The 22,418-nt window shown below is 73.4% G+C and carries 17 protein-coding genes; 5 read left to right on the forward strand and 12 right to left on the reverse strand.

What is annotated here, in order from left to right; all coding sequences use genetic code 11:
- Positions 1 to 70: 70 nt before the first annotated feature.
- Positions 71 to 1,507 (forward strand): serine hydrolase, encoded by a 1,437-nt coding sequence (locus tag ACFZDA_RS35930; RefSeq protein ID WP_391089763.1) that lies wholly within the window; start codon positions 71 to 73, stop codon positions 1,505 to 1,507.
- On the opposite strand, the gene ACFZDA_RS35935 is transcribed toward ACFZDA_RS35930, so the two are convergent.
- The 5 genes from ACFZDA_RS35935 to ACFZDA_RS35955 all read right to left on the reverse strand — a co-directional run bounded on the left by ACFZDA_RS35935 (position 1,499) and on the right by ACFZDA_RS35955 (position 7,995).
- Entirely contained in the window at positions 1,499 to 3,154 is a 1,656-nt protein-coding gene (locus ACFZDA_RS35935) for a serine/threonine protein kinase (protein ID WP_391089765.1), read from the reverse strand. The genes ACFZDA_RS35930 and ACFZDA_RS35935 overlap by 9 nt on opposite strands.
- A 350-nt stretch (positions 3,155 to 3,504) precedes the next feature.
- The gene (locus ACFZDA_RS35940) at positions 3,505 to 4,584 is read right to left on the reverse strand and encodes a polyprenyl synthetase family protein (protein ID WP_391089767.1); all 1,080 of its coding nucleotides are present in this window, start codon (positions 4,582 to 4,584) and stop codon (positions 3,505 to 3,507) included.
- Positions 4,581 to 5,648 (reverse strand): tetratricopeptide repeat protein, encoded by a 1,068-nt coding sequence (locus ACFZDA_RS35945; protein WP_391089768.1) that lies wholly within the window; start codon positions 5,646 to 5,648, stop codon positions 4,581 to 4,583. The genes ACFZDA_RS35940 and ACFZDA_RS35945 overlap by 4 nt, the downstream gene beginning before the upstream one ends.
- 170 nt (positions 5,649 to 5,818) lie before the next feature.
- On the reverse strand, positions 5,819 to 6,496 hold the full coding sequence (locus ACFZDA_RS35950; RefSeq protein WP_391089771.1) for an AIM24 family protein: 678 nt from the start codon (positions 6,494 to 6,496) through the stop codon (positions 5,819 to 5,821).
- A gap of 77 nt (positions 6,497 to 6,573) precedes the next feature.
- Positions 6,574 to 7,995, reverse strand: coding sequence for a CAP domain-containing protein (locus tag ACFZDA_RS35955; RefSeq protein ID WP_391089772.1), 1,422 nt, complete (start codon positions 7,993 to 7,995; stop codon positions 6,574 to 6,576).
- Positions 7,996 to 8,305: 310 nt separating this feature from the next.
- On the opposite strand from ACFZDA_RS35955, the gene ACFZDA_RS35960 reads away from it, so the two are divergent.
- Positions 8,306 to 9,550, forward strand: coding sequence for a GDSL-type esterase/lipase family protein (locus ACFZDA_RS35960; protein WP_391089773.1), 1,245 nt, complete (start codon positions 8,306 to 8,308; stop codon positions 9,548 to 9,550).
- A 43-nt stretch (positions 9,551 to 9,593) separates the two neighbouring features.
- On the opposite strand, the gene ACFZDA_RS35965 is transcribed toward ACFZDA_RS35960, so the two are convergent.
- Genes ACFZDA_RS35965 through ACFZDA_RS35980 form a run of 4 tightly spaced genes read right to left on the reverse strand, consistent with a single transcriptional unit; the run spans position 9,594 to position 16,051 of the window.
- The gene (locus ACFZDA_RS35965) at positions 9,594 to 12,530 is read right to left on the reverse strand and encodes an AAA family ATPase (RefSeq protein WP_391089775.1); all 2,937 of its coding nucleotides are present in this window, start codon (positions 12,528 to 12,530) and stop codon (positions 9,594 to 9,596) included.
- A 52-nt stretch (positions 12,531 to 12,582) separates the two neighbouring features.
- Positions 12,583 to 12,936, reverse strand: coding sequence for a UBP-type zinc finger domain-containing protein (locus tag ACFZDA_RS35970; RefSeq protein ID WP_391089777.1), 354 nt, complete (start codon positions 12,934 to 12,936; stop codon positions 12,583 to 12,585).
- Positions 12,933 to 14,378 carry an ATP-binding protein gene (locus tag ACFZDA_RS35975; protein WP_391089779.1) on the reverse strand — a complete coding sequence of 482 codons (1,446 nt, stop codon included), beginning with the start codon at positions 14,376 to 14,378 and terminating at the stop codon, positions 12,933 to 12,935. Before ACFZDA_RS35975 ends, ACFZDA_RS35970 begins: the two co-directional genes overlap by 4 nt.
- Positions 14,375 to 16,051: an FAD-dependent oxidoreductase gene (locus ACFZDA_RS35980; RefSeq protein WP_391089781.1), complete on the reverse strand. Its 1,677-nt coding sequence runs from the start codon at positions 16,049 to 16,051 to the stop codon at positions 14,375 to 14,377. Before ACFZDA_RS35980 ends, ACFZDA_RS35975 begins: the two co-directional genes overlap by 4 nt.
- A 247-nt stretch (positions 16,052 to 16,298) precedes the next feature.
- Between ACFZDA_RS35980 and ACFZDA_RS35985 the strand changes: the two genes are divergently transcribed.
- Positions 16,299 to 17,180 (forward strand): universal stress protein, encoded by an 882-nt coding sequence (locus ACFZDA_RS35985; RefSeq protein WP_391089782.1) that lies wholly within the window; start codon positions 16,299 to 16,301, stop codon positions 17,178 to 17,180.
- A 13-nt stretch (positions 17,181 to 17,193) separates the two neighbouring features.
- On the opposite strand, the gene ACFZDA_RS35990 is transcribed toward ACFZDA_RS35985, so the two are convergent.
- The 3 genes from ACFZDA_RS35990 to ACFZDA_RS36000 all read right to left on the reverse strand — a co-directional run bounded on the left by ACFZDA_RS35990 (position 17,194) and on the right by ACFZDA_RS36000 (position 19,952).
- Positions 17,194 to 18,426, reverse strand: coding sequence for a DUF4032 domain-containing protein (locus ACFZDA_RS35990; protein WP_391089784.1), 1,233 nt, complete (start codon positions 18,424 to 18,426; stop codon positions 17,194 to 17,196).
- Positions 18,427 to 18,467: 41 nt separating this feature from the next.
- Positions 18,468 to 19,214: an MBL fold metallo-hydrolase gene (locus tag ACFZDA_RS35995; RefSeq protein WP_391089786.1), complete on the reverse strand. Its 747-nt coding sequence runs from the start codon at positions 19,212 to 19,214 to the stop codon at positions 18,468 to 18,470.
- A gap of 114 nt (positions 19,215 to 19,328) precedes the next feature.
- Complete coding sequence (locus ACFZDA_RS36000) at positions 19,329 to 19,952, reverse strand: alpha-ketoglutarate-dependent dioxygenase AlkB (protein ID WP_391089788.1); 624 nt, start codon at positions 19,950 to 19,952, stop codon at positions 19,329 to 19,331.
- 121 nt (positions 19,953 to 20,073) lie between these two features.
- On the opposite strand from ACFZDA_RS36000, the gene ACFZDA_RS36005 reads away from it, so the two are divergent.
- Positions 20,074 to 20,712, forward strand: coding sequence for a TetR family transcriptional regulator (locus tag ACFZDA_RS36005; protein ID WP_391089790.1), 639 nt, complete (start codon positions 20,074 to 20,076; stop codon positions 20,710 to 20,712).
- A gap of 17 nt (positions 20,713 to 20,729) precedes the next feature.
- Entirely contained in the window at positions 20,730 to 22,403 is a 1,674-nt protein-coding gene (locus tag ACFZDA_RS36010) for an FAD-binding dehydrogenase (RefSeq protein ID WP_391089792.1), read from the forward strand.
- The last annotated feature ends 15 nt before the right edge of the window (positions 22,404 to 22,418 follow it).

Here is a 22,418-nt window from a genome sequence, read left to right on the forward strand (position 1 = left end):
CCGGCGGGTCCCCTGACAGCAGGCGTGAAAACTGCTCGATCAAGGTCCGCCGACGGGGCAGGATGCCCCCATGAGTGCCTCCAGCCTGCCTGCGGACAGCCCGGCCGCCCAGGGCGTCGACGCGTCCGGTGTCCTAGCCTTCCTCGACGCCCTCGAAGCGCATCCGGAGATCGAGCCGCACAGCCTGATGATCCTGCGGCACGGCCGGCTCGTCGCCTCCGGCTGGTGGGCGCCGTACACCCCCGACCGCCCCCACCTGCTGTACTCCCTCAGTAAGAGTTTCACCGGAACGGCCGCCGCCCTGGCCGAGGCCGAGGGCCTGCTCGACTTCGACGCGCCGGTGATCTCCTACTTCCCGGAGTTCGAGGCCGAGATCACCGACCCGCGCAGCCGGGCCATGCTCGTCCGGCACGTGGCGTCCATGGCGAGCGGCCACGAGCGGGAGACAGTCGATGAGGTCTTCGCGCTGGACCGGGAGGAGCCCGTGCGCGGGTTCCTGCTGCTGCCGCCGGACCGCGACCCCGGCACCGTCTTCGCCTACAACCAGCCCGCCACCTACACCCTCGCCGCGATCGTCCAGCGGGTGACCGGGCAGCCGCTCACCGACTATCTGCGCCCCCGGCTGCTCGATCCGCTGGGCATCGGCGAGGTGTTCTGGCAGCGGGGCCGGGCCGGCCGCCAACTCGGCTTCAGCGGTCTGCACGCCACCACCGACGCCATCGCTCGGCTCGGCGAGCTGTACCTGCGCGACGGGGTCTGGGAGGGCGAGCGGCTGCTGCCCGAAGGATGGGTGGCCCGGGCCACGCGTCCGCACATACCCACCGCCGGAGCCATGGGAGACGAGGACCGGCAGGACTGGGACCGGGGGTACGGATACCAGTTCTGGATGTCCCGGCACGGCTACCGGGGCGACGGCGCCTACGGCCAGTTCTGCATCGTGCTGCCCGAGCAGGACGCCGTGATCGCGATGACCGCGGCGACCGAACGGATGCAGGACGTCCTGAACCTGGTCTGGCAGCACCTGCTGCCCTGCTTCGGTCCCGAGCCGCTGCCCGGCCGCGAGAGCGGCGACGAGGCCCTGCGGGAGCGCCTCGCCGGGCTCGCGCTGCCGCCCGCCCCGGGCAGGCCGGCGCCGCCGGAAGGGGCGGAGCAATGGGCGGCCGCGGAGTTCACGTCCTCCTCCGGGAAGGACGGTCCGGCGCTGTCGGCCGGGCTCGCGCGGGACGCCGACGGCTGGACGCTCCGGCTCGCCGAGGGCGAGCACCGGCTGGACCTGCGGATCGCAGGGGAGAGCTGGACGGTGGCGGAGAAGCCGCTCCCGACCGCGGTGAGCGGCGGCTGGACGGACGCCGGCACGCTGGCCGTGGAGGTGTCGTTCCTGGAGACCCCGCACCGACTGGCGCTGACCTGTACCCTCGCGGACCGCACGCTCACCGCGAGCTGGCGCACCCCGCCGCTCCGCCCCGGCCCGCTCACCTCCCTGCGCGCCCCGCGCGGCTCAGGCTGAGCCCGGCCGGAAGGTCTTCAGGATGGTCCGCAACGCCTCCTGGTTCGCCTTCGCCTCCCAGTCGGCGTCCGGTGTCGTCCAGCGCAGCGAGAAGCTCCGGCCCCCGCCCAGCAGGAAACCCCGGCCGAAGGTGTGCACCCGGGTGCCGTCGGCGTCCGCCGTCCACTCCATGTCGGCGGCCTCGCGCCCCTGGTACGTCGTCGCCCGGATCTCGCCGATGCGCCGGTAGTCGCCGGACCGCTCCAGGTTGGGTTCGACGTCGTCGCGCCACACGGCCACGGGGTCCGGGCCCACCTGTTCGCTGTAGGTGACGGCCAGCGTGCGGTGGTCACCGTCGGCACCGAAGGTCACGCGGTACCGCAGATCGCCCTGGCGGTCTGTGTCCAGCCGCTCCCAGCCCTCGGGGAGCGCGACGGAGAAGCCCTCCGGCGCGTGGTAGGTGTGGAAACCGGGCGGCAGGGCCGTGGCCGGGGCGGACGGCGTCGGCGTGGGTGTGGGCGTGGGGTCGGGGGACGACGCAGAGGGCGTGGGGGAGGGAGAGCCGGTCCTGGTGGGCGGCCCGGAGGGGTCGGGGCTGTTGCCGCCGGTGCCCTCGCCCGGCGAGGTGGCGGAGACCGGTGGCCGGGCCGGCGAGTCCGCCGCGTCGCTGCCGGTGTCGCTGCCGGGCAGCCCCTGGGTCGCGGCCAGCACGGCCGCCGCGACGGTGACCACGGCCAGGGCGGTACCGGCGACCATGGTCCGTCTGCTCCACGCCTGGCCCCCCGGCCGCATCGCGGCGTACGTGCCGCGCAGCCGCGGCCCGGGCGCCGCCCCCAGGGCCGCCTCGGGGTCCTCGCTGAGCGCCCGGGTCAGGGCCTCCCGGACCACCGGGCGGGTCAGCCGTTCCCGCGCGTCCTTGCGGAGCAGCCCCTGCACGACCTGGGTGAGCGGCCCGGCGCGCACCGGCGTACGCAGCGGCAGCCGGTCCACGCCCTTCAGGGTGTTCTCCGGCCGGCCCCGGTCCCGGAAGGGCGGCCGGCCCTCGACCATCGTGTAGAGGATCGCGCCGAGCGCCCACAGATCGGCTACGGGCCCGATGTGCTGGTCGCGGGCCTGTTCCGGGGAGGCGAACGCGGGTGCCGTGAGCCGGGGCGCGAGGGTCGCTCCGACCAGGCCGTACCCGGTGACGACCACCGAATGGTCCTCGCGCACGAACACCTGGCCGGGGCTGAGCTCGCCGTGCGTGATGCCCTCGGCATGCGCGGCGTCCAGCACGTCGAGCAGCTCCAGGCCGATGCGGGCGGCCCGCACGTAGTTGAACGTGCCCTGCTCCGAGAGGAGCTCGCCGAGCGGGCTGCCGTCGATCCACTCGTTGACGGTCCACAGGGTGCCGGCCTCCTCGACGGCGTCGACCACCGTGGCGATCCGGCCGGGGCACAGCAGCGCCATGCGCTCGGAGGTGCGCAGCAGGCGGCCGGCGGCCCGCCGTTCGCTCTCGCGGGCGTCGTCCGGAAGCCCGATCTGCGTGACGAGACACGGCCGGGAGACCTCGCCGGCACCGAGGTCCTCGGCGTACCAGCAGATGCGGTTGGTCTCGCGCTGGATGATCTCGAGCAGCCGGTACCGGCCGCCGATCAACTGGTGTGTGGAGACGTGCGCCCTGCCCATGGCCATCCCTCGCTGGAAACCTGGCTCTCACCTTTTCCAGAAGTACGGGGGACGAGCCGCGCTGCGTTCAACCGGATCGCAACTCCGCCCCCATTCTTGTCTTTTATTCAAGAGAGGCGATCAAGTGTGCGAGAGGGAACGGTCTTTCGCGGGCTCGGGAGCGGCTCACCTCGGCCGCCCGGGGGCAGCCGGGGTGGCGCCGCGGGTGCGGAGAATTCGCCCCCGCGCCCCGCGGATTCCCGAATCCCCGGCCGGCCTGCTGGTAACCGACGGTTAATACGAAGGTGTCCAACGGCTGAACTCGACACCCCTCGGACGAATTCGGCGACGGATTATCCGGGGCGGCCGGCTCAGCCGTCGCGCCGTACCAGGAAGCCGAGCAGTGACCGCAGTTCACCGCGGGCCCTCGCCTCCAGAGGCACCCCGGCGAGCGCCGTCTCGACGGCGGCGACATGGCGCCGGGCCTCCGCCATGGCCGCCGCCCGGCCGCCCGCCCGCTCGATCAGCTCCGCCGCGGCACCGGGGTCGTCGCCCGTCTCCAGGAGCGCGGCGAGCCGGCCGCCGTGCGGGGAGCCGAGCGCGACCAGCACCGGGAGGGTCTTCTTCCCCTCCCGCAGATCGCCGTGGACGGGTTTGCCGGTGACCTCGGGATGGCCCCAGATGCCCAGCACGTCGTCGACGATCTGGAAGGCGATCCCGAGGTGCCGGCCGGCCTGGTCGAGCGCGCCGGCCGTCTCCGGGGCGGCGCCGCCCAGCACGGCGCCCAGCGCCGCCGCGCAGCCCAGCAGCGAGCCCGTCTTGTGCTCCGCCATCGCCCGGTACTCGTCCGGCCGGACCCGCTCCGGCCCCGTCCAGGGGCGGTCGGCGAACAGCAGGTCGTCCGCCTGCCCGCGTACCAGGTCGCCGAGTGCGACGGACAGCGTCCGCACGGCCCCGGCTCCGCCGGGCTGCGCGGCCAGGGTCTCGACGGCGAGCGCGAACAGGGCGTCGCCCGCGAGGACCGCGGGACCCGTGCCGTAGGCCTTCCACACGGCCGGGCGACGGCGCCGGTCCGCGTCGCCGTCCATGATGTCGTCGTGCAGCAGGGAGAAGGCGTGCACCAGCTCCACCGCGACGGCCGCGGCCACCCCGTCCCGCCCGGACGCGCCGGCCGCCTCGGCGCCGAGTACGGCGAGCGCCTGCCGTACGCCCTTGCCGCCCGGGGCGACGGCCGGGGCACCGCCCACCTCGCACCAGCCGAAGGAGTACGCGGCCATCTCGCCGACCCAGGGGTGCAGCCGGCCGACGGCTTCGGCGAGGGCGGGGCGTACGAGGGTGCGGCAGCGGTGGAGGATGTGGTGAGGGTCGGGGCTGACCTCGTCGTGCTGTCGTTCGTCGTGCGTGACCGTGTCCTGCCGTGCCGCCTCTACCGCCGTGGAGGACACCGTCACCGTGTCACCTCCGCCGGCCTCGCCGAGGCGATCCCGGTGGCCGGTATGCCGAGTTCGTCATACGCGCGCGCCACCATCTCGCGGGCGTGCCGGAGGCCGATCCGCTCCAGCGTGCCGGCGAGTTCGGCCAGTTCGGCCGCCGTCTCGGCCTGGTCGCGGCCGAGCCGGGCCAGGGACTTGGCGAGGCCCAGCCGGGACAGCGCCTGACCGCGCGGCTCGCTCATCTCGCGGAACTCCGCCAGGGCCTGCTCGTACAGGGTGCGCGCCTCGGCGTAACGCCCGGCACGGTACAGGACGTTGCCGCGCATCTTGTGGTTGTAGGCCAGTGCGCTGGACAGCCGCATCGCGCGGCACGTGGCCTCCGCCTCGCTCAGCAGCTCCAGGGCCCGCTCGGTGTCCCCGTCCCGCACCGACACGACGTCGGCCAGGCCGCGCAACGCCCAGGCGTGACCGCGCCGGTCGTCGGCGCGCGCGGCGATCTCGGCGGACTCCTCGAACAGGGCGTACGCGGTGTCGTAGTCCCCGGTGTTGCGGTGCATCTGCGCGATGCCCTCCAGCGCCCACACCGTGTGCCGCGCCTCCCCGCGCCGCCGTGCCTCGGCGAGCAACTGCTCGTGCAGCCGGCCGACGGCCTCGTAGTCGCCCTGGATGCGGCCGGTCTCGGCCAGGCCCGCCAGCGAATAGCCTCGTACGACGATGTCCCCGCCGCGTTCGCCCAGGTCCGCCGCGAGCTGGAGGAGCCGGCGGGCCAGCCGGAACGCCCCGCGCTGCCGGGCCAGCGTGCCGCCGCTCCACAGCGCCCAGGCCATCGCCGCCACGTCCGAGGCCCGACGGGCGGCCCGGTAACTCGCCTTCCACGCCCGGTCCGCGTCCTCGACCCTGCCCAGCCGGCGGTGCGCTTCGGCCACCGCGAGTCCGGAACGCGCCGCCTCCCCGGGCTTCCCGGCGCGCTCGGCCGCCCTCAACTGCTCGGTGCCGGCGGCCAGGACGTCGGTCAGTGATGAGTTGACGGACAGGGTGGTGAGCGCGCCCTGGTACTCCGGGGCGAATGCCTTGCCGTACATCGATGCCTTTCGTCCATATGCGCGCTATGTATACACAGAGCGTATACATAGCGTGTATAGATGAGTGGGAACCTGCCCCGGCCACAAGGCCAGGGCATCACCTGTTGTGGATCAAGACGCCGACCGCACGGCCGGGGTTGCCTGTGAGGCGCAGATCACCGTAGGGGACCTCAGTGCTGGCCGGTTTTCTGCGGAGTCGCCTCGCTCGGCCGCACGACGACGTATCCCTCGCCCCGGAGCACCAGTTGGACGGCCTCGCCGGAGCCGCCGCGCAGCATCGAGCCGATGGACTGGGAGCGGTGCAGCGAGGTCTGCAGACCCGCCGTCCAGCCGACGATCGCGTCGGTGTCGACGTACACCGGATACTGCGGTGAGACCGGGATGACCAGCGGGTTGCCCTCACAGATCAGTCCGAGCCTGCCGTGCCCGGTGAAGACGCTGTTGAACAGGCCGCCGCCGGTGATGCCGGCGCCTTTCACGGTCGCGATGCGGTAGGACAACGTGGCGTCGAAGCACAGGACGTTGCGGCCGTTGACCGTGAACTCGTCGCCGGGTTCGACGTCGACGACGAAGCAGTTCTGCGCTTCGTGGGCGAACCAGGCCTCGCCCTCCCCTCGCACCGCCATCAGCGGAAGTCCCTCCCCGGTGACCGCGCGCTTGAGCATGCCGCCCACGCCCTGGCCCTTGCGCTCGAACTGGAGACTGCCGCGGTAGGCGATCATCGCGCCCTGCCGGGCGAGCATCTCGCCGTTCACCGTGTAGCGAAGGCACTTGGCGTTCTCGACCGTCATGCCCGGTGCGACGGCCGGCTGCGCCATGTGCTTGCTGGAAAAGAGGTCACCCTTCATACGCGCATCCTCACCCGGAGCGTTGCCCTCCGCCAAGGTCAGGGCGAGCGACGCCAAGGGCGCGCGGGGGCGCGCTGTCAGCCACCGAAGAGCTGCGTCCAGTACGTGCCCGCGCGGCCGCCCCCGGCGAAGCCGACGCCGAGGTGCGTGAAGCCGGGTTTGAGGATGTTGGCCCGGTGGCCGGGGCTGTTCATCCAGCCCTCCACGACCTCGGCGGGGGAGCGCTGGCCGCAGGCTATGTTCTCGCCGATGGAACGCCGGGTGGAGCCCGCGGCGGCGGCCCGGTCCCAGGGCCGGCTGCCGTCGGGCGCGGTGTGCGCGTAGAAGTCGCGGGCCACCATGTCCGCGCTGTGCGCCTGGGCGGCGGCGGTGAGCCAAGGGTCGGCGGCCAGGGGCGGGAGTCCGGCCCGAGCGCGCTCCCGGTTGGTGAGGTCGGTGACGGCCGCCGCCGCGCCGGCCAGCCCGTCCGGCGTGAGGGGCCTGGCCCAGAGCGCGGTCCAGTAGGTGTCGCCGGTGGGTCCGTCGTGCACGTGGGCCACTCCGGTGTGGGTGAACGCCGGGTCGTGCAGGGTGCGGTCCGGACCGTCCGTGCGCAGGCAGTACGCGACGAACTCGGCGGTGGTGCGCGGCCCGGACACCAGGTGCTCGCCGACCGTGAGATACGCGTACCCGGCGCCGATGACCCGCTGGTAGACAAAGACGCCGTCCCGGCTCTCGACGCCGAGGCGCCCGGACGCGGCCATGGCCACCGCGTGGGCCCGCGCCGCGGACACGAGCCGCGGGTCGAGCGAGACCGGTGGTGAACCGACTGCGGTGCGGGCGGAGTTGACCAGGGCAGCGAAGCCGTCCGGGTCGGGGGCGGGCTGTGCGGCACCGGGAGGACCCGGGGGGCCGCTCCCGGCCGGGCGCCGCGCCACCGGGGCCGCCGTCGGCGCGGGGGTGGTCGCGTGGGACGGTCGCCGAGCCCCGCCGTCGAGCGGTCCCGGCCCGCCGGCCCCCGCCGAGCCGGGCCCGGGCGGGTCGTCCACGACGTCGACGCCGAAGTCCCGGGCGAGTCCCGCCAGTCCGTCGGCGTACCCCTGGCCCAGGGCGCGCAGCTTCCAGCGGTCGCCGCGCCGGTAGAGCTCCGCGAGCAGCAGCACCGTCTCCTGCCGGGGACGCGGCGGGGTGAACCGGGCGAGCGGGCGGCCTGCCGCGTCGGCGACGTGCAGCGTGGGGGAGGGCAGGCCGCCGAGGGCGGTTCCGGGCTCGGCGGGGCTGACGGCGACGGTGACCCGGGTGGCGCCGGTACGCAGCCTCGCCGGTTCCACCGTGAGCGCGTCACCCCGCAGCGCCGCTCCCGGCGCGGCCGGCTGGTTGTAGAAGACGAAGTCGCCGTCGCCCCGCACCTTTCCGCCGTCGTCCGTGACAAGCGCGGACACGTCGAACGGGCCGGGCACCCGGACGGTCACCGCCCCGCCCGGAAGCGGCAGATTGCCACCGGGGACCAACTCGTCCATCACACCCCCCTGCTGTCGTCGCACCGGCCCTCCGCGGGAGCGCCGATGCCCCGACAACGGCTGTGGCGGCCCGGGGGTTCCACGGCACCGCCTGCGACCTCTTCGGCACCCACGAGGGGGAGCAGGGCCGGGGCATCGTCCGGACCGACACGAACCCGGCACCCTGGCACGGCGTCGCAGGCCGCACCACTACCGTGTCGTAAGCCGGGACGGCACGGAGTGCCCGGCTCGCTCCCGGTGGCTGCGCGACGCCGCCGCGGGAACCCGCCCCCGACACCGCCCGTGCACACAGGCCGAAGGAGCGCCCCCGATGCCCCGCACCGCACGCCCCCGCGGCCGCACCGCCCCGGCCGCCCTCTGTCTGTGCCTCGCGCTGGGCTGCGGTTCCGGCGGGACACCCCAGGGGGGCGAGCCGTCCCCGCCGGCCGGCGCCCCGACGGCCGCCGGGGACGACGTGGTCACCTGGGCCTCCTCCGCCGACCGCGTCGGCGCGGCGGTCGACGGCCGCGGCTACCGGCTGGTCGTGCACACCAGCGTCGGCGGTACCGGTTTGAGGGTGCGGCTGTCCAACGCCTTCGGGAACCAGCCGGTGACGTTCGGCAGCGTCCACGCGGGCCTCCAGCGCCACGGGGCCGCCCTCGTCCCCGGCAGCAACCGGCGCCTGACCTTCGGCGGAGCCCGCTCCGTCACGGTCCCCGCCGGCGGCATCGTCTACAGCGACCCGCTGCCCGTGCGCGTCCCCGCCGCGAGCGATCTCGCCGTCAGCCTCTACGTGCCCCGGGCGGGCGGAGTGCTCACCGGGCACTGGCTGGCGATGCAGACGTCGTACACCACCGACGGCGATCACACCGCGGAGGAGAGCGCCGCCCACTGGGCGCAGCGGACCGGCTCCTGGTTCTACCTCGACGCCGTCACCGTGCGGCCCCGCCCCGCCGCGGGCGCCGTGGCCGCCCTCGGCGACTCGATCACCGACGGCTGGCACTCCACGACCGGCCTCAACCGCCGCTGGCCGGACCACCTCGCCCGCCGGCTGCGCGCGTCGCCCACGACGGACGTCGAGGCAGTGGCCAACGCGGGCATCGCCGGCAACAAGGTCCTCGCCGCCGGCCCCGGACAGAGCGCCCTGAACCGTCTGTCGCGGGACGTGCTCACACTGCCGGGCCTGCGCACGGTCTTCCTCTTCCAGGGCGTCAACGACATCAAGGCCGAGCCCGGCGCCACGGCCGACCAGCTCATCGCCGGATACCGCAGGCTCGCCGACCGGGTGCACGCGGCCGGCACATGCGTCGTCGCCGCCACGATCGCCCCCTACAAGGGCTGGCCGGAATGGGACCCCGCCGGGGAGGCCGTGCGCCGGAAGGTCAACACCTTCCTGCGCACCAGCGGGGAGTTCGACGCGGTCACCGACTTCGACCGCGTCCTGCGCAGCCCCCACGACCCCGAGCGGATCCGCCCCGCCTTCGACGGCGGCGACCATCTGCACCCCAACGACAGGGGGATGCGGGCGATGGCCGACGCCGTCGACCTGGAGAGCCTCGACTGCCGGAGCCGGTAGCCCCGCTCGGGGTCAACAGCGGCCCGTGCGGAAGGCCGGCCGGTCAGCCGGACGCCGACGGCTCGGGAGCGATCAGACCCTCCCGGTAGGCGATCGCCACCGCCTCGCCGCGACTCGACGCGCCCAGCTTCGCCAGGATGTTGGAGACGTGGACGCTCGCCGTCTTGCCGCTGATGAACAGTTCCTCACCGATCTGCCGGTTGCTGCGGCCGAGCGCGAGCAGCCGCAGCACCTCCCGCTCGCGCGCGGTGAGCATGCCGACCCGGTCGCCGGTGGCCGGTGTGCCGGACAGCCGGCCGCGCCGGACCAGGGCGTCGACCTGCTCCCGCAGCGGCGCGGCGCCGAGGCCGTCGGCTGTCTCCCGGACCGCTCGGGCCTGCGCCACCGCCTCGTCGCGACGCCCGGCCGCCACCAGGGCCTCGGCATACCGCAGCCGGCAGCGCGCCTGCTCGTAGACGTCGCCGTAGCCGAACGCCGTCACCGCCTCCGACCAGGCCGCCGCGTCCGGCCCCGACACCACCCGGATCCACTCCGCCTCCGCCCGGGCCAGCCATGCCTGCCCCTCGGGACCCTGAGGAGTGCCGTCGTCGGCGGGGGCGGCGGTGGCCCGCGCCAGTTCCACCAGTTCGGTCGCGGTGTCCGTCCAGCGGCGGATCCCCGCCTCGTCGCCGGTCAGCCGCAGCCCGCCGGCCGCGTCGGCCACCGCGGACAGCGCCAGGGCGGCGAGCCGGACCGTGACACCCGGGCGGGGGACCGCTTCGTCGGCGAGGGCCGTGACCGTGGACCGCATCCACCGCACCGCGTCCTCGGGGTCGCTGCGCAGCCCCGCCGCGTCGGTGAGCACGATGCCCGCGACCAGGGCGGCCATCCAGTCGAAGGGCCCCTCCAGCAGGGCACGCGCCCGGTCGGCGGCCGTCATGTCGCCCCGCGCCAGGGCGACGTACAGCGCGGGACCGACCGTGTACCCGCCGGCGGCCGGCAGCACCTCGGCATCGGCGGCCGCCGCCCGCACACACTCGTCCCAGCGGCCCAGCACCTGCAGCACCAACAGCCGCAGATACCGCATCTCCAGCGGATACGGCGACGACAGCAGCCCGGCCCGCCGGGCCCGGTCCAGGCCCTCCGTCAGCCAGTGCACGCACTCCGCCAGGGCACCGGACTCGTAGCAGCCCATCGCCAGGTTGAACAGGGCACGCAGCTCCACGGCCGCGTTGCCCGAACTCCGCGCCAGCTCCCGGGCCTTCAGCAACCGCTCCCGGCCCTCGGAGCCGCGCCGCCCGCTTCCGTCGAAGACGGCCAGGGAGACCAGCAGGTCCGCCTGGGCGTCGGTCACCCGCAGCTCCTCGGCCACGCGCAGAGCCCGCCGGGCCACCCGCAGCGCGGTCTCGTTCTCCCCGACGTGGCGCGCGGCCATGGCATGCGTGGACGCCGCCCACACCCACGTGGGCGACGGAGGGTCCTCGGGGATCATCGCCAGGGCCTCGCTGCTGTAGGCGAACGCCGCCGTCAGGCTGTCCACGCTCAGCAGGTTCCCGGCGAGGGTGTAGCGGACCCGGGCGGCGAGTTCGGAGTCGGCGTCCTGCCCCAGCTCCGACAGCGCGGACCGCGAGAGGGAGACCGCCCGGTGCAGCTCCCCGGCGTGCGCGGCCGCCGCCGAGGCCCGCAGCGTCAGCGTCACCCGGTCGGTGCCCGCGCCCTTGGGCCGTGCCTTTGCACCCACCGCCGGCCACAGGTCGAGGGCCGCTTCCAGATGCCGGTGCTCCTCGGCCGGCGCACCGACCCGCTGGGCATGATCGGCGGCCTCCAGGGAGGCGGCCAGCGCCTCGGCGAGGTCGTGGCTCTCACGGTAGTGGTGCGCACGCTCGGCGGCGCTCTCCGCGGACCGGCCCTGCGCACCGAGCAGCCGGGCGAACGCGCCGTGCAGCCGCGCCCGCTCCCCGGGGAGCAGATCGGCGTAGACGGCCTCACGGGCGAGGGCGTGCCGGAAGGAGTACGTGTCGTCGTCCCCGGCGACCAGCAACTGCCGCCCCACCGCCTCCCGCAGCGCCGACTCCAGCTCCTCCTCGGGCAGCCCGACCGCCTGCCGCAGCAACTCGTGCTCCACCCGGCGCCCGGCGACGGCCGCGGTCCGCAGCACTTGCTGCGCGGTGTCCGACAGCTGCTCGAAACGGATCAGCAGCACCTCGGCCAGCCCGCTGGGCACCCCGCCGGACTCCGTGTCGGTCGCCGCGAGCAACTCCTCCGCGTAGAAGGCGTTCCCCTCGGCCCGCTCCACGATCCGCCGCACCGTGGCGTCCGCCAGTGGACGCCGTTCGAGGTGGCGTACCAGCCGGGCCACGTCGGAATCGCCCAGCGGCCGCAGCTCCAGCCGCTCCACGGCGGGCAGCCGTATCAGCTCAGCCAGCAGCGGCCGCAGCGGGTGGCGCCGGTGCAGGTCGTCCGCCCGGTACGAGGCGAACACCGCAAGCCGGTGCCGCAGGACGCCCCGGGCGAGGAGGAACCGCAGCAGATCGCGCGACGACTGGTCGGCCCAGTGCAGATCCTCCAGCACCAGCAGCAGCGGCGCCTGGTCCGCCACCTCGGCCAGCAGCCCCGCCATCCCCTCGAACAGCCGCAACCGCCCGTCGACGTCCCGCGCGGAATCGGTCCCGGCCCCCAGCAGCCGCTCGACGACCGGGTGAGCGGCCAGGGCATCGGAGAACCGCTCGTCGGCGGCGAGCACGCCCAGGATCTCGGTGAACGGCAGATACGGCAGCCCGACGTCACCGAGATCCACACAGTGCCCGGTGACCACGGTCATGCCGGCGTCGGCGGCCAGCCCACCGACCTCGTCCAGCAGCCGGGTCTTGCCCACCCCGGCATCCCCGGCGACCAGCACGGCCCGCGCCTCACCGGCACGAGCGCGTTCCAGCACGCCTGAGAGCCGGTCGAGTTCGGCTTCCCTCCCGACAACGGGCGTGACAGACGAAGCCTGCGGCACAGGACCAACCTTCTCTTTTCAGGGGCGCGGGGCAAACAGCAACCCCGAGCTCTCAGGCCCGCAAAACCCTCGCCCAATCATCCGGCACCCGCCCCGCGGGCCCCGGCACCGGCTGATCCGCAGGATGACTCACCGGCGCGGCCAGTTCCGGCCCCGCCTCGTACAACTCGTTCGTCGAGTAGTCCCAGTACCAGCCCTCACCCGGCTCGAAGCTCTGGACCAGCGGATGCCCCGACTCCCTGAAATGGGCCGTCGCGTGCTGCGAGGGCGAACTGTCACAACACCCCACGTGCCCGCACCGCGCACACCGCCGCAGGTGGAACCACCAGCCGCCTGCCGCCTCGCACTCCGCGCACCCGCTGCCGCTCGGCGGCACACTCGGGTCGATCGCGTTCTTGGCACTCATGCCGACTCCTCCTCGACCGCTGTCAGCGGAAGCAGTACCTGGAACCGCGTGTCCCCCGGCTCCGACTGCACCTGGATCGTCCCGTGGTGCTTGTCGACCACGATCCGCCAGGAGATGTCGAGCCCGAGCCCGGTCCCCTCACCCACCGGCTTCGTCGTGAAGAACGGGTCGAAGATCCGCCCCCGGTCCTGTGCCGGGATGCCGACGCCGGTGTCCCGGAACTCCACCAGCAGCCGGTCGTGGTCCCGGGCGGTCCGCACGGTCAGCGTCCCTTCGCCGCCCGCGCTGCGCATCGCCGAGACCGCGTTGTCGACCAGGTTCGTCCACACCTGGTTGAGCTCCGCCGGGTACGCGGGGATCGTCGGCAGCGTCCGGTCGTACTCCTTGACGACCTTGATCTGCCGGCCGATCTTGCCCGACAGCATCAGCAGCGTGCTGTCGAGGAGTTCGTGCACATCGGCGTATCGGAAGGGCGCCCGGTCGAGCTGGGAGTACTGCTTGGCCGCGTCGACGAGATGCGAGATGCGGCTGGTCGAGTCATTGATCTCGTCCATCAGCAGCTCGGTCTCGACCGTGTAGTTGAGCCATCCGATCGCGCTCGGCAGGATCTCCTCGGCCACCGCCGCCGCGACCTGGTCCAGCCAGTCCTCGTCGAGGCCGGCCTGGACGAAGGCGGGCGCGATCCGCCAGCCGTCCGGGATGCCGTGGTCGTCGAGCCAGTCGGTGAGCGCGTCCTCCCGGTCGGAGGCCTCCAGCGGACTGAGCGCGGGGGCCTTGGCGACGCGTTCGGCGGTGCGTTCCTGGATGTCGATGAGGTTCGCCATGACTTCGGGGGAGTAGGAACCCTGGGCGATGACCGCCAGTTTGTGCCGCATCTTGCCCACCCGCTCCCGCAGCGTCGCGGTCGCCCGTACGGCCGCCGCCGCGGGGTTGTTGAGCTCGTGGGTGAGGCCGGCGGACAACGAGCCGAGCGCCAGCAGCCGTTCGCGCTGCCCGATGGCCTGCTGGGTGTTCTTCGTGCCGAAGAAGAGCCCCTCCAGCAGATGCACCGCCATCGGGAACCAGTCCTGCATGATGCCGGCGAAGGTGTCGGCGGGCAGCACGAAGAACCGCGTCGGCTCGGTGACGCGCATGGAGTTGTTGTAGACCTGCGGCACCCGGTCGCCCAGATACGCCTGCATGGACCCCGCGTACACCCCGCGCTGGGAGGTCCGGGTCACCTCCACGTCGTCGCCGCCGACCCGGCGGTACAGCACGACCGTGCCCTCCAGCAGCACGTAGAAGCAGGTGGCGGGGTCTCCCTCGGTGTAGACGGGGCCGGGCTCGAACGTCTCCACCCGCCCCTCGCTGCACAGCCGCCCCAGCTGCTCGGGCGTGAGCTTCTCGAACAGGAACAGCGAGCCGATCTCCTGCGGGACGCACGGCGCGGGCCGGCCGCTCACGACTGCTCCAGATAACGGTGGACGAGCATGACGGCCATGGCTCCCTCTCCGACGGCGGACGCGACCCGCTTGGCGGACTCGGAGCGGGCGTCCCCCGCCACGAACACGCCGGGCACATTGGTCTCCAGGTGGTACGGCGGCCGGTCCAGCTCCCAGCCCTCCGGCGGGCGGCCGTCGGGGGTCAGGTCGGGCCCGGAGAGGATGAACCCGCGCTCGTCGCGCAGCACCGTGCCGTCGAGCCAGTCGGTCAGGGGGGCGGCGCCGATGAACACGAACATCCACTGCGCGTCGACCTGTTCGGTCTCGCCGGTGTCCACGTCCCGCAGCGTCAGCCGCTCCAGGCGGCCGTCGCCGTGCGCTTGCTCGACGACCGTGCGGGCGCGTACCTGGATGTTGGGGGACTCCTCGATCTGCTGGATCAGGTAGTGCGACATCGACGCCGTCAGCGACGCGCCGCGCACCAGCAGCGTCACCGACTTGGCACCCCGTGACAGGTACATCGCCGCCTGCCCGGCGGAGTTGGCGCCGCCGACGATGTACACGTCCTGTCCCTGGCAGGCGGGGGCCTCCGTCAGGGCGGACCCGTAGTAGACCCCGCATCCGGTCAGGTCGTCGCAGCCGGGCGCCGACAACTGCCGGTAGGAGACGCCGGTCGCCAGGATCACGCTGTGCGCGGCGACCGCCGAGCCGTCCGAGAACCGTACGATCCGGGCGGCGCCGTTGACCTCCAGCGCCGTCACCTCGCGCGCCGTGAGGATCTCGGCGCCGAACTTCGTCGCCTGCCGCCGGGCCCGGTCGGTGAGCTGGGCTCCCGACACGCCGTCGGGGAAGCCGAGGTAGTTCTCGATCCGGGAGCTCTGCCCTGCCTGCCCACCGGTCGCCGACCGCTCCACCAGCACGGTCCGCAGTCCCTCGGAGGCGCCGTAGACCGCCGCGCCGAGACCGGCCGGGCCTCCGCCGATCACGACCAGGTCGTAGAAGTCGGCCGTCGGCGTCGTCGCCAGCCCGACCCGGGCGGCGAGGTCCACGGCCTCCGGCTCGATCAGCGGTGTCCCGTCCGGCGTGATCACCACCGGCAGCCGCATCCCGTCCGCACCGGCCGCGGCCAGCAGCCGCCGCCCCTCCGGCTCGTCGGAGGAGTACCAGCGGTACGGCACCTGGTTGCGGGCCAGGAACTCCCGCACGTCCGAGGAGCGCGCCGACCAGCGGTGCCCGACGACCTTGGTATGGGGCACGGGCCGGTGGTCGCTGGAGCGCCATGCCCGGAGCAGATCGTCCAGGACCGGGTAGAGCTTCTCCTCGGGCGGGTCCCACGGCTTGAGCAGATAGTGGTCGAGGTCGACGACGTTGATCGCGTCGATCGCCGCGTTCGTGTCCGCGTACGCCGTCAGCAGCACCCGTCGCGCACCCGGATAGACGTCCAGGGCCTGTTCGAGAAACTCGATGCCGTTCATCTGCGGCATCCGGTAGTCGGCCAGGATCACGGCCACGAGATCGCCGCGCAGCTTCAGCTCCCGCAGCGCGTCGAGCGCGGACGCGCCGGACTCCGCGCGCACGATCCGGTACGACGCGCCGTACCGCCGCCTCAGGTCCCGGGCCACGGCCCGGGAGACCCCCGGGTCGTCGTCCACGGTCATGATGACGGTCCGCGCCGCGTCGGCGGCCTGTGCCATACGTCCCCCACACCGGGCGGTCGACTCACGGCACGGCGCCCCGGGCACCGCGCCGACCTCCGCCCATCGTATGTTCGATCGCCGAGCCGCGCTCCGATACGGAGATCAGCCCCGGCGGGCCGCCGGCACGCAGAACTCGTTGCCCTCCGGGTCGGCCGGCGTCACCTGCTCCCACTCCAAGGTCATGCGGGCAGGGTAGTGAAGACTGATCAGCATCGCAGTGACATTTTCACAAGGAGGCAGCCGGATGACACGCCCGATCACCGCAGGGGTCGACGGATCGCAGGAGAGCCTCGCGGCCCTCGCCTGGGCGGCCCGCGAGGCGGTGCGGCGCGACCGGCCGCTGCGGGTGGTGCACGCCTGGCGGTTCCAGCGGCACGAGGCGCTCGAAGCGGGGATCACCGGGGACGCGGACAGCCAGGCGCAGTGGGCGCACAGCGCGCTGACCGAGGCGGTCGGGACCGTCACCGAACGGCACCCGGACCTGGAGGTGACCACCGACGTCGTGGAGGGCCCGGTCGTCGACACCCTGGTCGCCGCCGCTGCCGGCGCCGAGCTGCTGGTGCTCGGCTCGCGCGGGCACGGGCCGGTCGTGGGTTTCCTGCTCGGCTCGGTCGGCCAGCAGGTCATCGCCGAGGCCACCCGGCCCGTCGTGCTCGTCCGGGCCGGTGACCAGCCCTCGGCCGAGGCCGCCGGGCGGGAGATCGTGGTGGGCCAGCAGGGCGACGAGGAGGACAGCGCCGACCTGCTGCGGTTCGCGTTCGAGACGGCGGCCGTGCGCGGGGCGACCGTGCGGGTCGTACGGGCCTGGACCCTGCCGCCCGTCTTCGCCTACAGCCCCGGCTCGCTGAAGCTCCTCGACGAGGCCGGGGGACTGGAGCCGTACGAGAAGAGGGCCCTGGCCGCCGCGGTGCGGCCGTGGCGGGAGCGGTTCCCCGGCGTGCCGGTGGAGGAGCACGTGGAGATGGGCAGCGCCGGCCAGGTGCTGCTGTCGGTGGCCGGGACGGCCCAGCTGATGGTCGTCGGCCGACGGGCCCACCGTACGGCCGTCGGCGCCCGCATCGGCTCGGTGGCGCACGGGGTGCTGCACCACGCGGACTGCCCGGTCGCCGTGGTCCCGCACGCGTGAGCGCGCGGGCGGCTCAGTCCGCCGTCGGCTGGAGCGTCTTGCGGGCCTTGGGGAGGATGTTCTTGATGTAGTCCTCGACCGCCGTGTCGATGCCGATGTCGTGCTGGGCCCGCTCGGACAGGTACCAGCGGTGTTCGAGGAGCTGGTGGTAGATCTCCGCCGGGTCCATGGAGCCGCGCAGGTCGGGCGGCACCGCCCGCACGGTCGGCCGGAACACCTCCCGCACCCAGCGGTGGGCCAGGACCTCCGGACGGGCGCCCAGGGGATCGCCCGGGGCGTAGTCGTCCTGGGTCGCCATCCAGCTCTCCAGGTCGTTCAGCAGCCGCCGGGCCTGGTTCTCCTCGGCGTCGAGCCCGGTCAGGCGCAGCAGCTGGCGCTGGTGGTGGCCCGCGTCGACGACCTTGGGCACGAAGGTGACCGAGTCGCCGTTCGAGGCGTGCTCGATCTGCATCTCGGCGACGTCGAAGCCGAGGTCGTTCAGCCGGCGGATCCGGCGTTCGATGTAGTGGTGCTTGCCGGCCGGGTAGACGGAGGTGCGGGTCAGCTCGTCCCACAGGCCGCGGTAGCGGGCGCAGATCTCCATGCCGAACTCGACCGGGTCCACCGACGGGTGCAGCGCCCCGGACGCCTCCAGGTCCAGCAGCTCCCCGCTGATGTTCACACGGGCCAGGTCCAGGTCGTACTCGCGCTGCCCGGAGCTGAGCTGCGGATGCAGGTCACCGGTCTCGGCGTCCACCAGATACGCGGCGTAGGCGCCCGCGTCGCGCCGGAAGAGGGTGTTGGACAGCGAGCAGTCGCCCCAGGCGAACCCGGCCAGGTGCAGCCGCACCAGGAGCACGGCGAGCGCGTCCATCAGCCGGTGCATGGTGGCCGGGCGCATGGTCGTCTCGAACATCGAGCGGTACGGCATCGAGCCGCCCAGGTGCCGGGTGATCAGCACGCTCTCCAGCGGGGTGCCGTCCGCGGCGGTGCGGCCGGTGACCACGGCCAGCGGGTCCACCGCCGGGATGCCGATCCGGTCCAGGTCGCGCAACAGCCCGTACTCGCGCTGCGCGGGCCGCTCGGCCAGCTCCTTGACGGCGATCACCTCGTCGCCGGCCCGGGAGTAGCGCACCACGTGCCGGGAGATGCCGCGCGGCAGCGGCACGAGGTACTCCTGCGGCCACTCCTCCAGGGGAACATCCCACGGCAGTTCCAGCAGAAGCGCGGGATGCTCCGGGTTGGTCGCGCTGATCTGAAGTGCCATGCGCCGGGTGTCCTTGTCTCGCCGCTGATCGTCACCTCAGATTAGAGGGCGCGTTCCCGGGCCCGCTCGGCGGCGTCCCGCAACGGACCGCGGTGGACCGGGCCGTGCCCGGGCAGCAGCAGCTCGCCCTCCAGCTCCGCCAGGACGTCCAGGGAGGCCACGGCACGCGGGCGCTCGTGGTGGAACATGTCCGGCAGCAGCTGCGGCCCCTCGACCCGCGAGGTGGCGTGCCCGCTGACCAGGGCGTCCCCGGAGATCAGCGCTCCGGTGCCCGGTACGTGGTAGGCGCAGTGCCCGTCGGTGTGGCCGGGCGTGTGCACCGGCACGGGCCGCCCGGGCAGGTCCAGGGGGCCCGCCGCCGGGAACGGCTCGGGGGCGGTGACGGGGTTGTGGATCGTGCCGCCGGCGCGCAGCGCGTGCACGGCCCACGGCAGCACCCCGGGGCGCCAGCCGTTCCTCAGTACCGTCCCGAGGGACACCTGGTGCAGGAACTCCCGGCGCGCGTGCGGCACTTCGGCCTCGTGCAGGTACACGGGCGTGCCGTACGTGGCACGCAGGTACTCGGCGGAACCCAGGTGGTCGTTGTGCGCGTGTGTGATCAGCACGGCCGCCACCGCCTCCGGGGAACTGCCCACCTCGGCGAGGGAGGCGAGGAGCTGTTCCCGGTCGCCGGGGTAACCCGTGTCGACCAGGGTGACGGCGTCCCCCTCCGTGAGGATCACCCAGTTGGTGTGGGAGCCGTGCACCAGGTAGGTGCCGTCCGCGACGTGGTGTACGTCTGTCCGCATGATCGCCCCGTGTCGAGTGGTCCCGGTCCGTCGAGAGAAGGAAAGCAGACCCCACATCGGGCGGAACCGCCGGGTCCACCCCAACGGGCCCGTGTGACCGGGGGGTTCGCGGGTTCACTGCACGCCGTGCGGCCGGAACTGGATGCTGATGCGCGGCTCCGTCGCGCGCGTGCTCTTGGGTATGGAGTGCTCCCAGGTGCGCTGGCAGGAGCCGCCCATCACGATCAGATCGCCGTGGCCCAGCGGCCGGCGCACGGTGTCGCGCCCGCCCCGCATCGGCCGCAGCAGCAGGTCCCGGGGTGCTCCCACGGACAGGATCGCGACCATCGTGTCCTCGCGCGCCCCGCGGCCGATCCGGTCGCCGTGCCAGGCCACGCTGTCCCGGCCGTCGCGGTAGTAGCACAGCCCGGCCGTGGTGAACGGCTCGCCCAGTTCCTCGCCGTAGTGGGCGCTCAGGGCGTCGCGCGCCTCGGTCAGGACCGGGTGCGGCAACGGGTCCTCGGCGCCGTAGAACGCGAGCAGCCGGGGGACGTCGACGACGTGGTCGTACATCGTGCGCCGCTCCGCCCGCCACGGCACCTCGGCGGCCAGCTGTTCGAACAGCGCGTCGGAACCGCTCAGCCACCCGGGCAGGACGTCGAGCCAGGCGCCGAAACCGAGGTGCGTACGGCTGATCCCGTCGAGAGGCCCGAGGCGCAGCTCGTCGGTCTGGTCGAAGAGGGAGCCCTGGAGGTGCATGGACTCAGAATACCCCGTAATCGAATGCGTGTTCCATAAAATTCCTTGCTCTTCGGGCCTGCCAGGCCTTTCGATACATCGATGTATCGAATACATTTCCGTATCGAAAGGAGGGCGGGACATGGCCGTGGAAGGACCGACCGGGCGGGTGACCAGGCGCAGGGTCCGCACCCGCGCCAACCTCCTGGACGCGGCGTTCTCCGTGTTCGCGGCCAAGGGCTTCGGGCACGTCTCCATCGAGGAGATCTGCGAGGCCGCCGGGTACAGCAGGGGCGCCTTCTACTCCAACTTCTCCAGCCTCGACGAGCTGTTCTTCGCCCTCTACCAGGAGCGGGCCGACCTCATCGCGGAGCAGGTCTCCGGGGCCCTCGCCCTCGACGGGCCCGGCCTCGACGTGCCCGCCGCCGTGGACCGCGTCACCGACGTGCTGCTCCTGGACCGGGACTGGCTCCTGGTGAAGACGGACTTCCTGGTGCACGCCGCCCGCGACCCGGACGTCGCGCGGAGCCTGCTGGAGCACCGCGCGCGGCTGCGGCAGGCCGTCGCCGACCGGCTCGCCCGCGCCCGCGGGCACACCGCACTGCCCGCCGTCCTGGGTGACACGGACAGCGCCGCCCACGCCGTGGTCGCGGCCTACGACGGCGTCACCGCGCAACTGCTGCTGGACCGGGACGTCGAACACGCCCGCGCCTGGCTGAAGCAACTGCTCACGGCCCTGCTGACCGACGGCAGCGGCACCCCCGACCCCACGCGGAACTGAAGAAGGGAACGGTCGCCATGGATGCCGACGTCATCGTCGTCGGAGCGGGCCTCGCAGGCCTGGTCGCGGCACACGAACTGACCAGCAGGGGCAGGAGGGTCGCCCTCGTCGACCAGGAGAACGCCGCCGACCTCGGCGGACAGGCCTTCTGGTCCTTCGGCGGGCTGTTCCTCGTCGACTCGCCGGAGCAGCGGCGCCTGGGCATCAAGGACTCCTTCGACCTGGCCTGGAGCGACTGGCGGGGCAGCGCCGGCTTCGACCGGCTGGAGGACGAGGACTCCTGGGCCGTGCGCTGGGCGCGCGCCTACGTCGAGTTCGCCGCGGGGGAGAAGCGGTCCTGGCTGAACGGGCACGGCATCACGTTCCTGCCCACCGTCGGCTGGGCCGAGCGCGGCGACCTCACGGCGCACGGGCACGGCAACACCGTGCCCCGTTTCCACATCGCCTGGGGCACCGGCACCGGCGTGGTGGAACCCTTCGTCCGCTATGCCAAGCAGGCCGCGCGCGACGGACTGCTCACCTTCCACCACCGTCACCGCGTCGACGAACTCGTCGTCGAGGACGGCAGCGCCCGCGGCGTGCGCGGCACGGTCCTGGCCGAGGACACCTCACCCCGCGGCGTCGCCTCCAGCCGAGACGCCATAGGCGAGTTCGAACTCACCGCCCAGGCCGTCGTCGTCACCAGCGGCGGCATCGGCGCCAACCACGACATGGTCCGCCGCCACTGGCCCGAGCGCCTCGGCACCCCGCCGAAGCAGATGGTCACCGGCGTACCGGCCTACGTCGACGGACGGATGCTCGACATCAGCGCCGAGGCGGGCGTACGCCTGGTCAACCGGGACCGCATGTGGCACTACACCGAGGGCCTGCAGAACTGGGACCCGATCTGGCCCGGCCACGGCATCCGCATCCTGCCCGGACCGTCCTCGATGTGGTTCGACGCCCTCGGCCGCCGCCTGCCCGGGCCGTACCTGCCCGGCTACGACACCCTCGGCACCCTGAAGCACCTGCGCACCACCGAGGACATCGCGGGCTACGACCACTCCTGGTTCATCCTCACGCAGAAGATCATCGAGAAGGAGTTCGCGCTCTCGGGCTCCGAGCAGAACCCCGACATCACGGCCAAGGACCGTGCCGGGTTCCTGAAGGAACGCATCTTCGGCAAGGGCGCGCCCGGACCGGTCGACGCGTTCCTGCGCAAGGGCGCCGACTTCGTGACCGCGCCCAGTGTCGAACAGCTCGTCGAGAAGATGAACGAGCTCACCGACAAGCCGCTCCTCGACGCGGCCGGGATCAAACGGCAGATCGAGGCCCGCGACCTGCAGATCGCCAACCCCTACGCCAAGGACGCCCAGGTGCAGGGCATCCGCAACGCCCGCCGCTACATCGGCGACCGCCTCGGCCGGGTCGCCACCCCGCACCGCATCCTCGACCCGGCGGCCGGCCCCCTCATCGGCGTCAAGCTGCACATCCTGACCCGCAAGACGCTCGGCGGCATCCAGACCGACCTCGACTCGCGCGCCCTCGGGACCGACGGCAAGCCGATCGAGGGGCTGTACGCGGCCGGAGAGGTCGCCGGATTCGGCGGCGGCGGAGTCCACGGCTACAACGCGCTGGAGGGCACCTTCCTCGGCGGCTGCCTCTTCTCGGGCCGGGCGGCGGGCCGGGCGGCGGCGAAGCAGACCGCCTGACCGTGCCCGCACGGC

The organism is Streptomyces sp. NPDC007991, from assembly GCF_042958445.1.
GTDB lineage: Bacteria > Actinomycetota > Actinomycetes > Streptomycetales > Streptomycetaceae > Streptomyces.

Excerpts from the sequence above, each read along its gene's own strand:
- ACFZDA_RS35990 (WP_391089784.1), bottom strand. The coding sequence starts at position 18,426 with ATGGCACTTCAGATCAGCGCGACCAACCCGGAGCATCCCGCGCTTCTG.
- ACFZDA_RS35945 (WP_391089768.1), bottom strand. The coding sequence starts at position 5,648 with ATGTACGGCAAGGCATTCGCCCCGGAGTACCAGGGCGCGCTCACCACC.
- ACFZDA_RS36005 (WP_391089790.1), top strand. The coding sequence starts at position 20,074 with ATGGCCGTGGAAGGACCGACCGGGCGGGTGACCAGGCGCAGGGTCCGC.
- ACFZDA_RS35930 (WP_391089763.1), top strand. The coding sequence starts at position 71 with ATGAGTGCCTCCAGCCTGCCTGCGGACAGCCCGGCCGCCCAGGGCGTC.
- ACFZDA_RS36000 (WP_391089788.1), bottom strand. The coding sequence starts at position 19,952 with ATGCACCTCCAGGGCTCCCTCTTCGACCAGACCGACGAGCTGCGCCTC.
- ACFZDA_RS35980 (WP_391089781.1), bottom strand. The coding sequence starts at position 16,051 with ATGGCACAGGCCGCCGACGCGGCGCGGACCGTCATCATGACCGTGGAC.
- ACFZDA_RS35995 (WP_391089786.1), bottom strand. The coding sequence starts at position 19,214 with ATGCGGACAGACGTACACCACGTCGCGGACGGCACCTACCTGGTGCAC.
- ACFZDA_RS35955 (WP_391089772.1), bottom strand. The coding sequence starts at position 7,995 with ATGGACGAGTTGGTCCCCGGTGGCAATCTGCCGCTTCCGGGCGGGGCG.
- ACFZDA_RS35950 (WP_391089771.1), bottom strand. The coding sequence starts at position 6,496 with ATGAAGGGTGACCTCTTTTCCAGCAAGCACATGGCGCAGCCGGCCGTC.
- ACFZDA_RS35985 (WP_391089782.1), top strand. The coding sequence starts at position 16,299 with ATGACACGCCCGATCACCGCAGGGGTCGACGGATCGCAGGAGAGCCTC.
- ACFZDA_RS35960 (WP_391089773.1), top strand. The coding sequence starts at position 8,306 with ATGCCCCGCACCGCACGCCCCCGCGGCCGCACCGCCCCGGCCGCCCTC.
- ACFZDA_RS36010 (WP_391089792.1), top strand. The coding sequence starts at position 20,730 with ATGGATGCCGACGTCATCGTCGTCGGAGCGGGCCTCGCAGGCCTGGTC.
- ACFZDA_RS35935 (WP_391089765.1), bottom strand. The coding sequence starts at position 3,154 with ATGGGCAGGGCGCACGTCTCCACACACCAGTTGATCGGCGGCCGGTAC.
- ACFZDA_RS35970 (WP_391089777.1), bottom strand. The coding sequence starts at position 12,936 with ATGAGTGCCAAGAACGCGATCGACCCGAGTGTGCCGCCGAGCGGCAGC.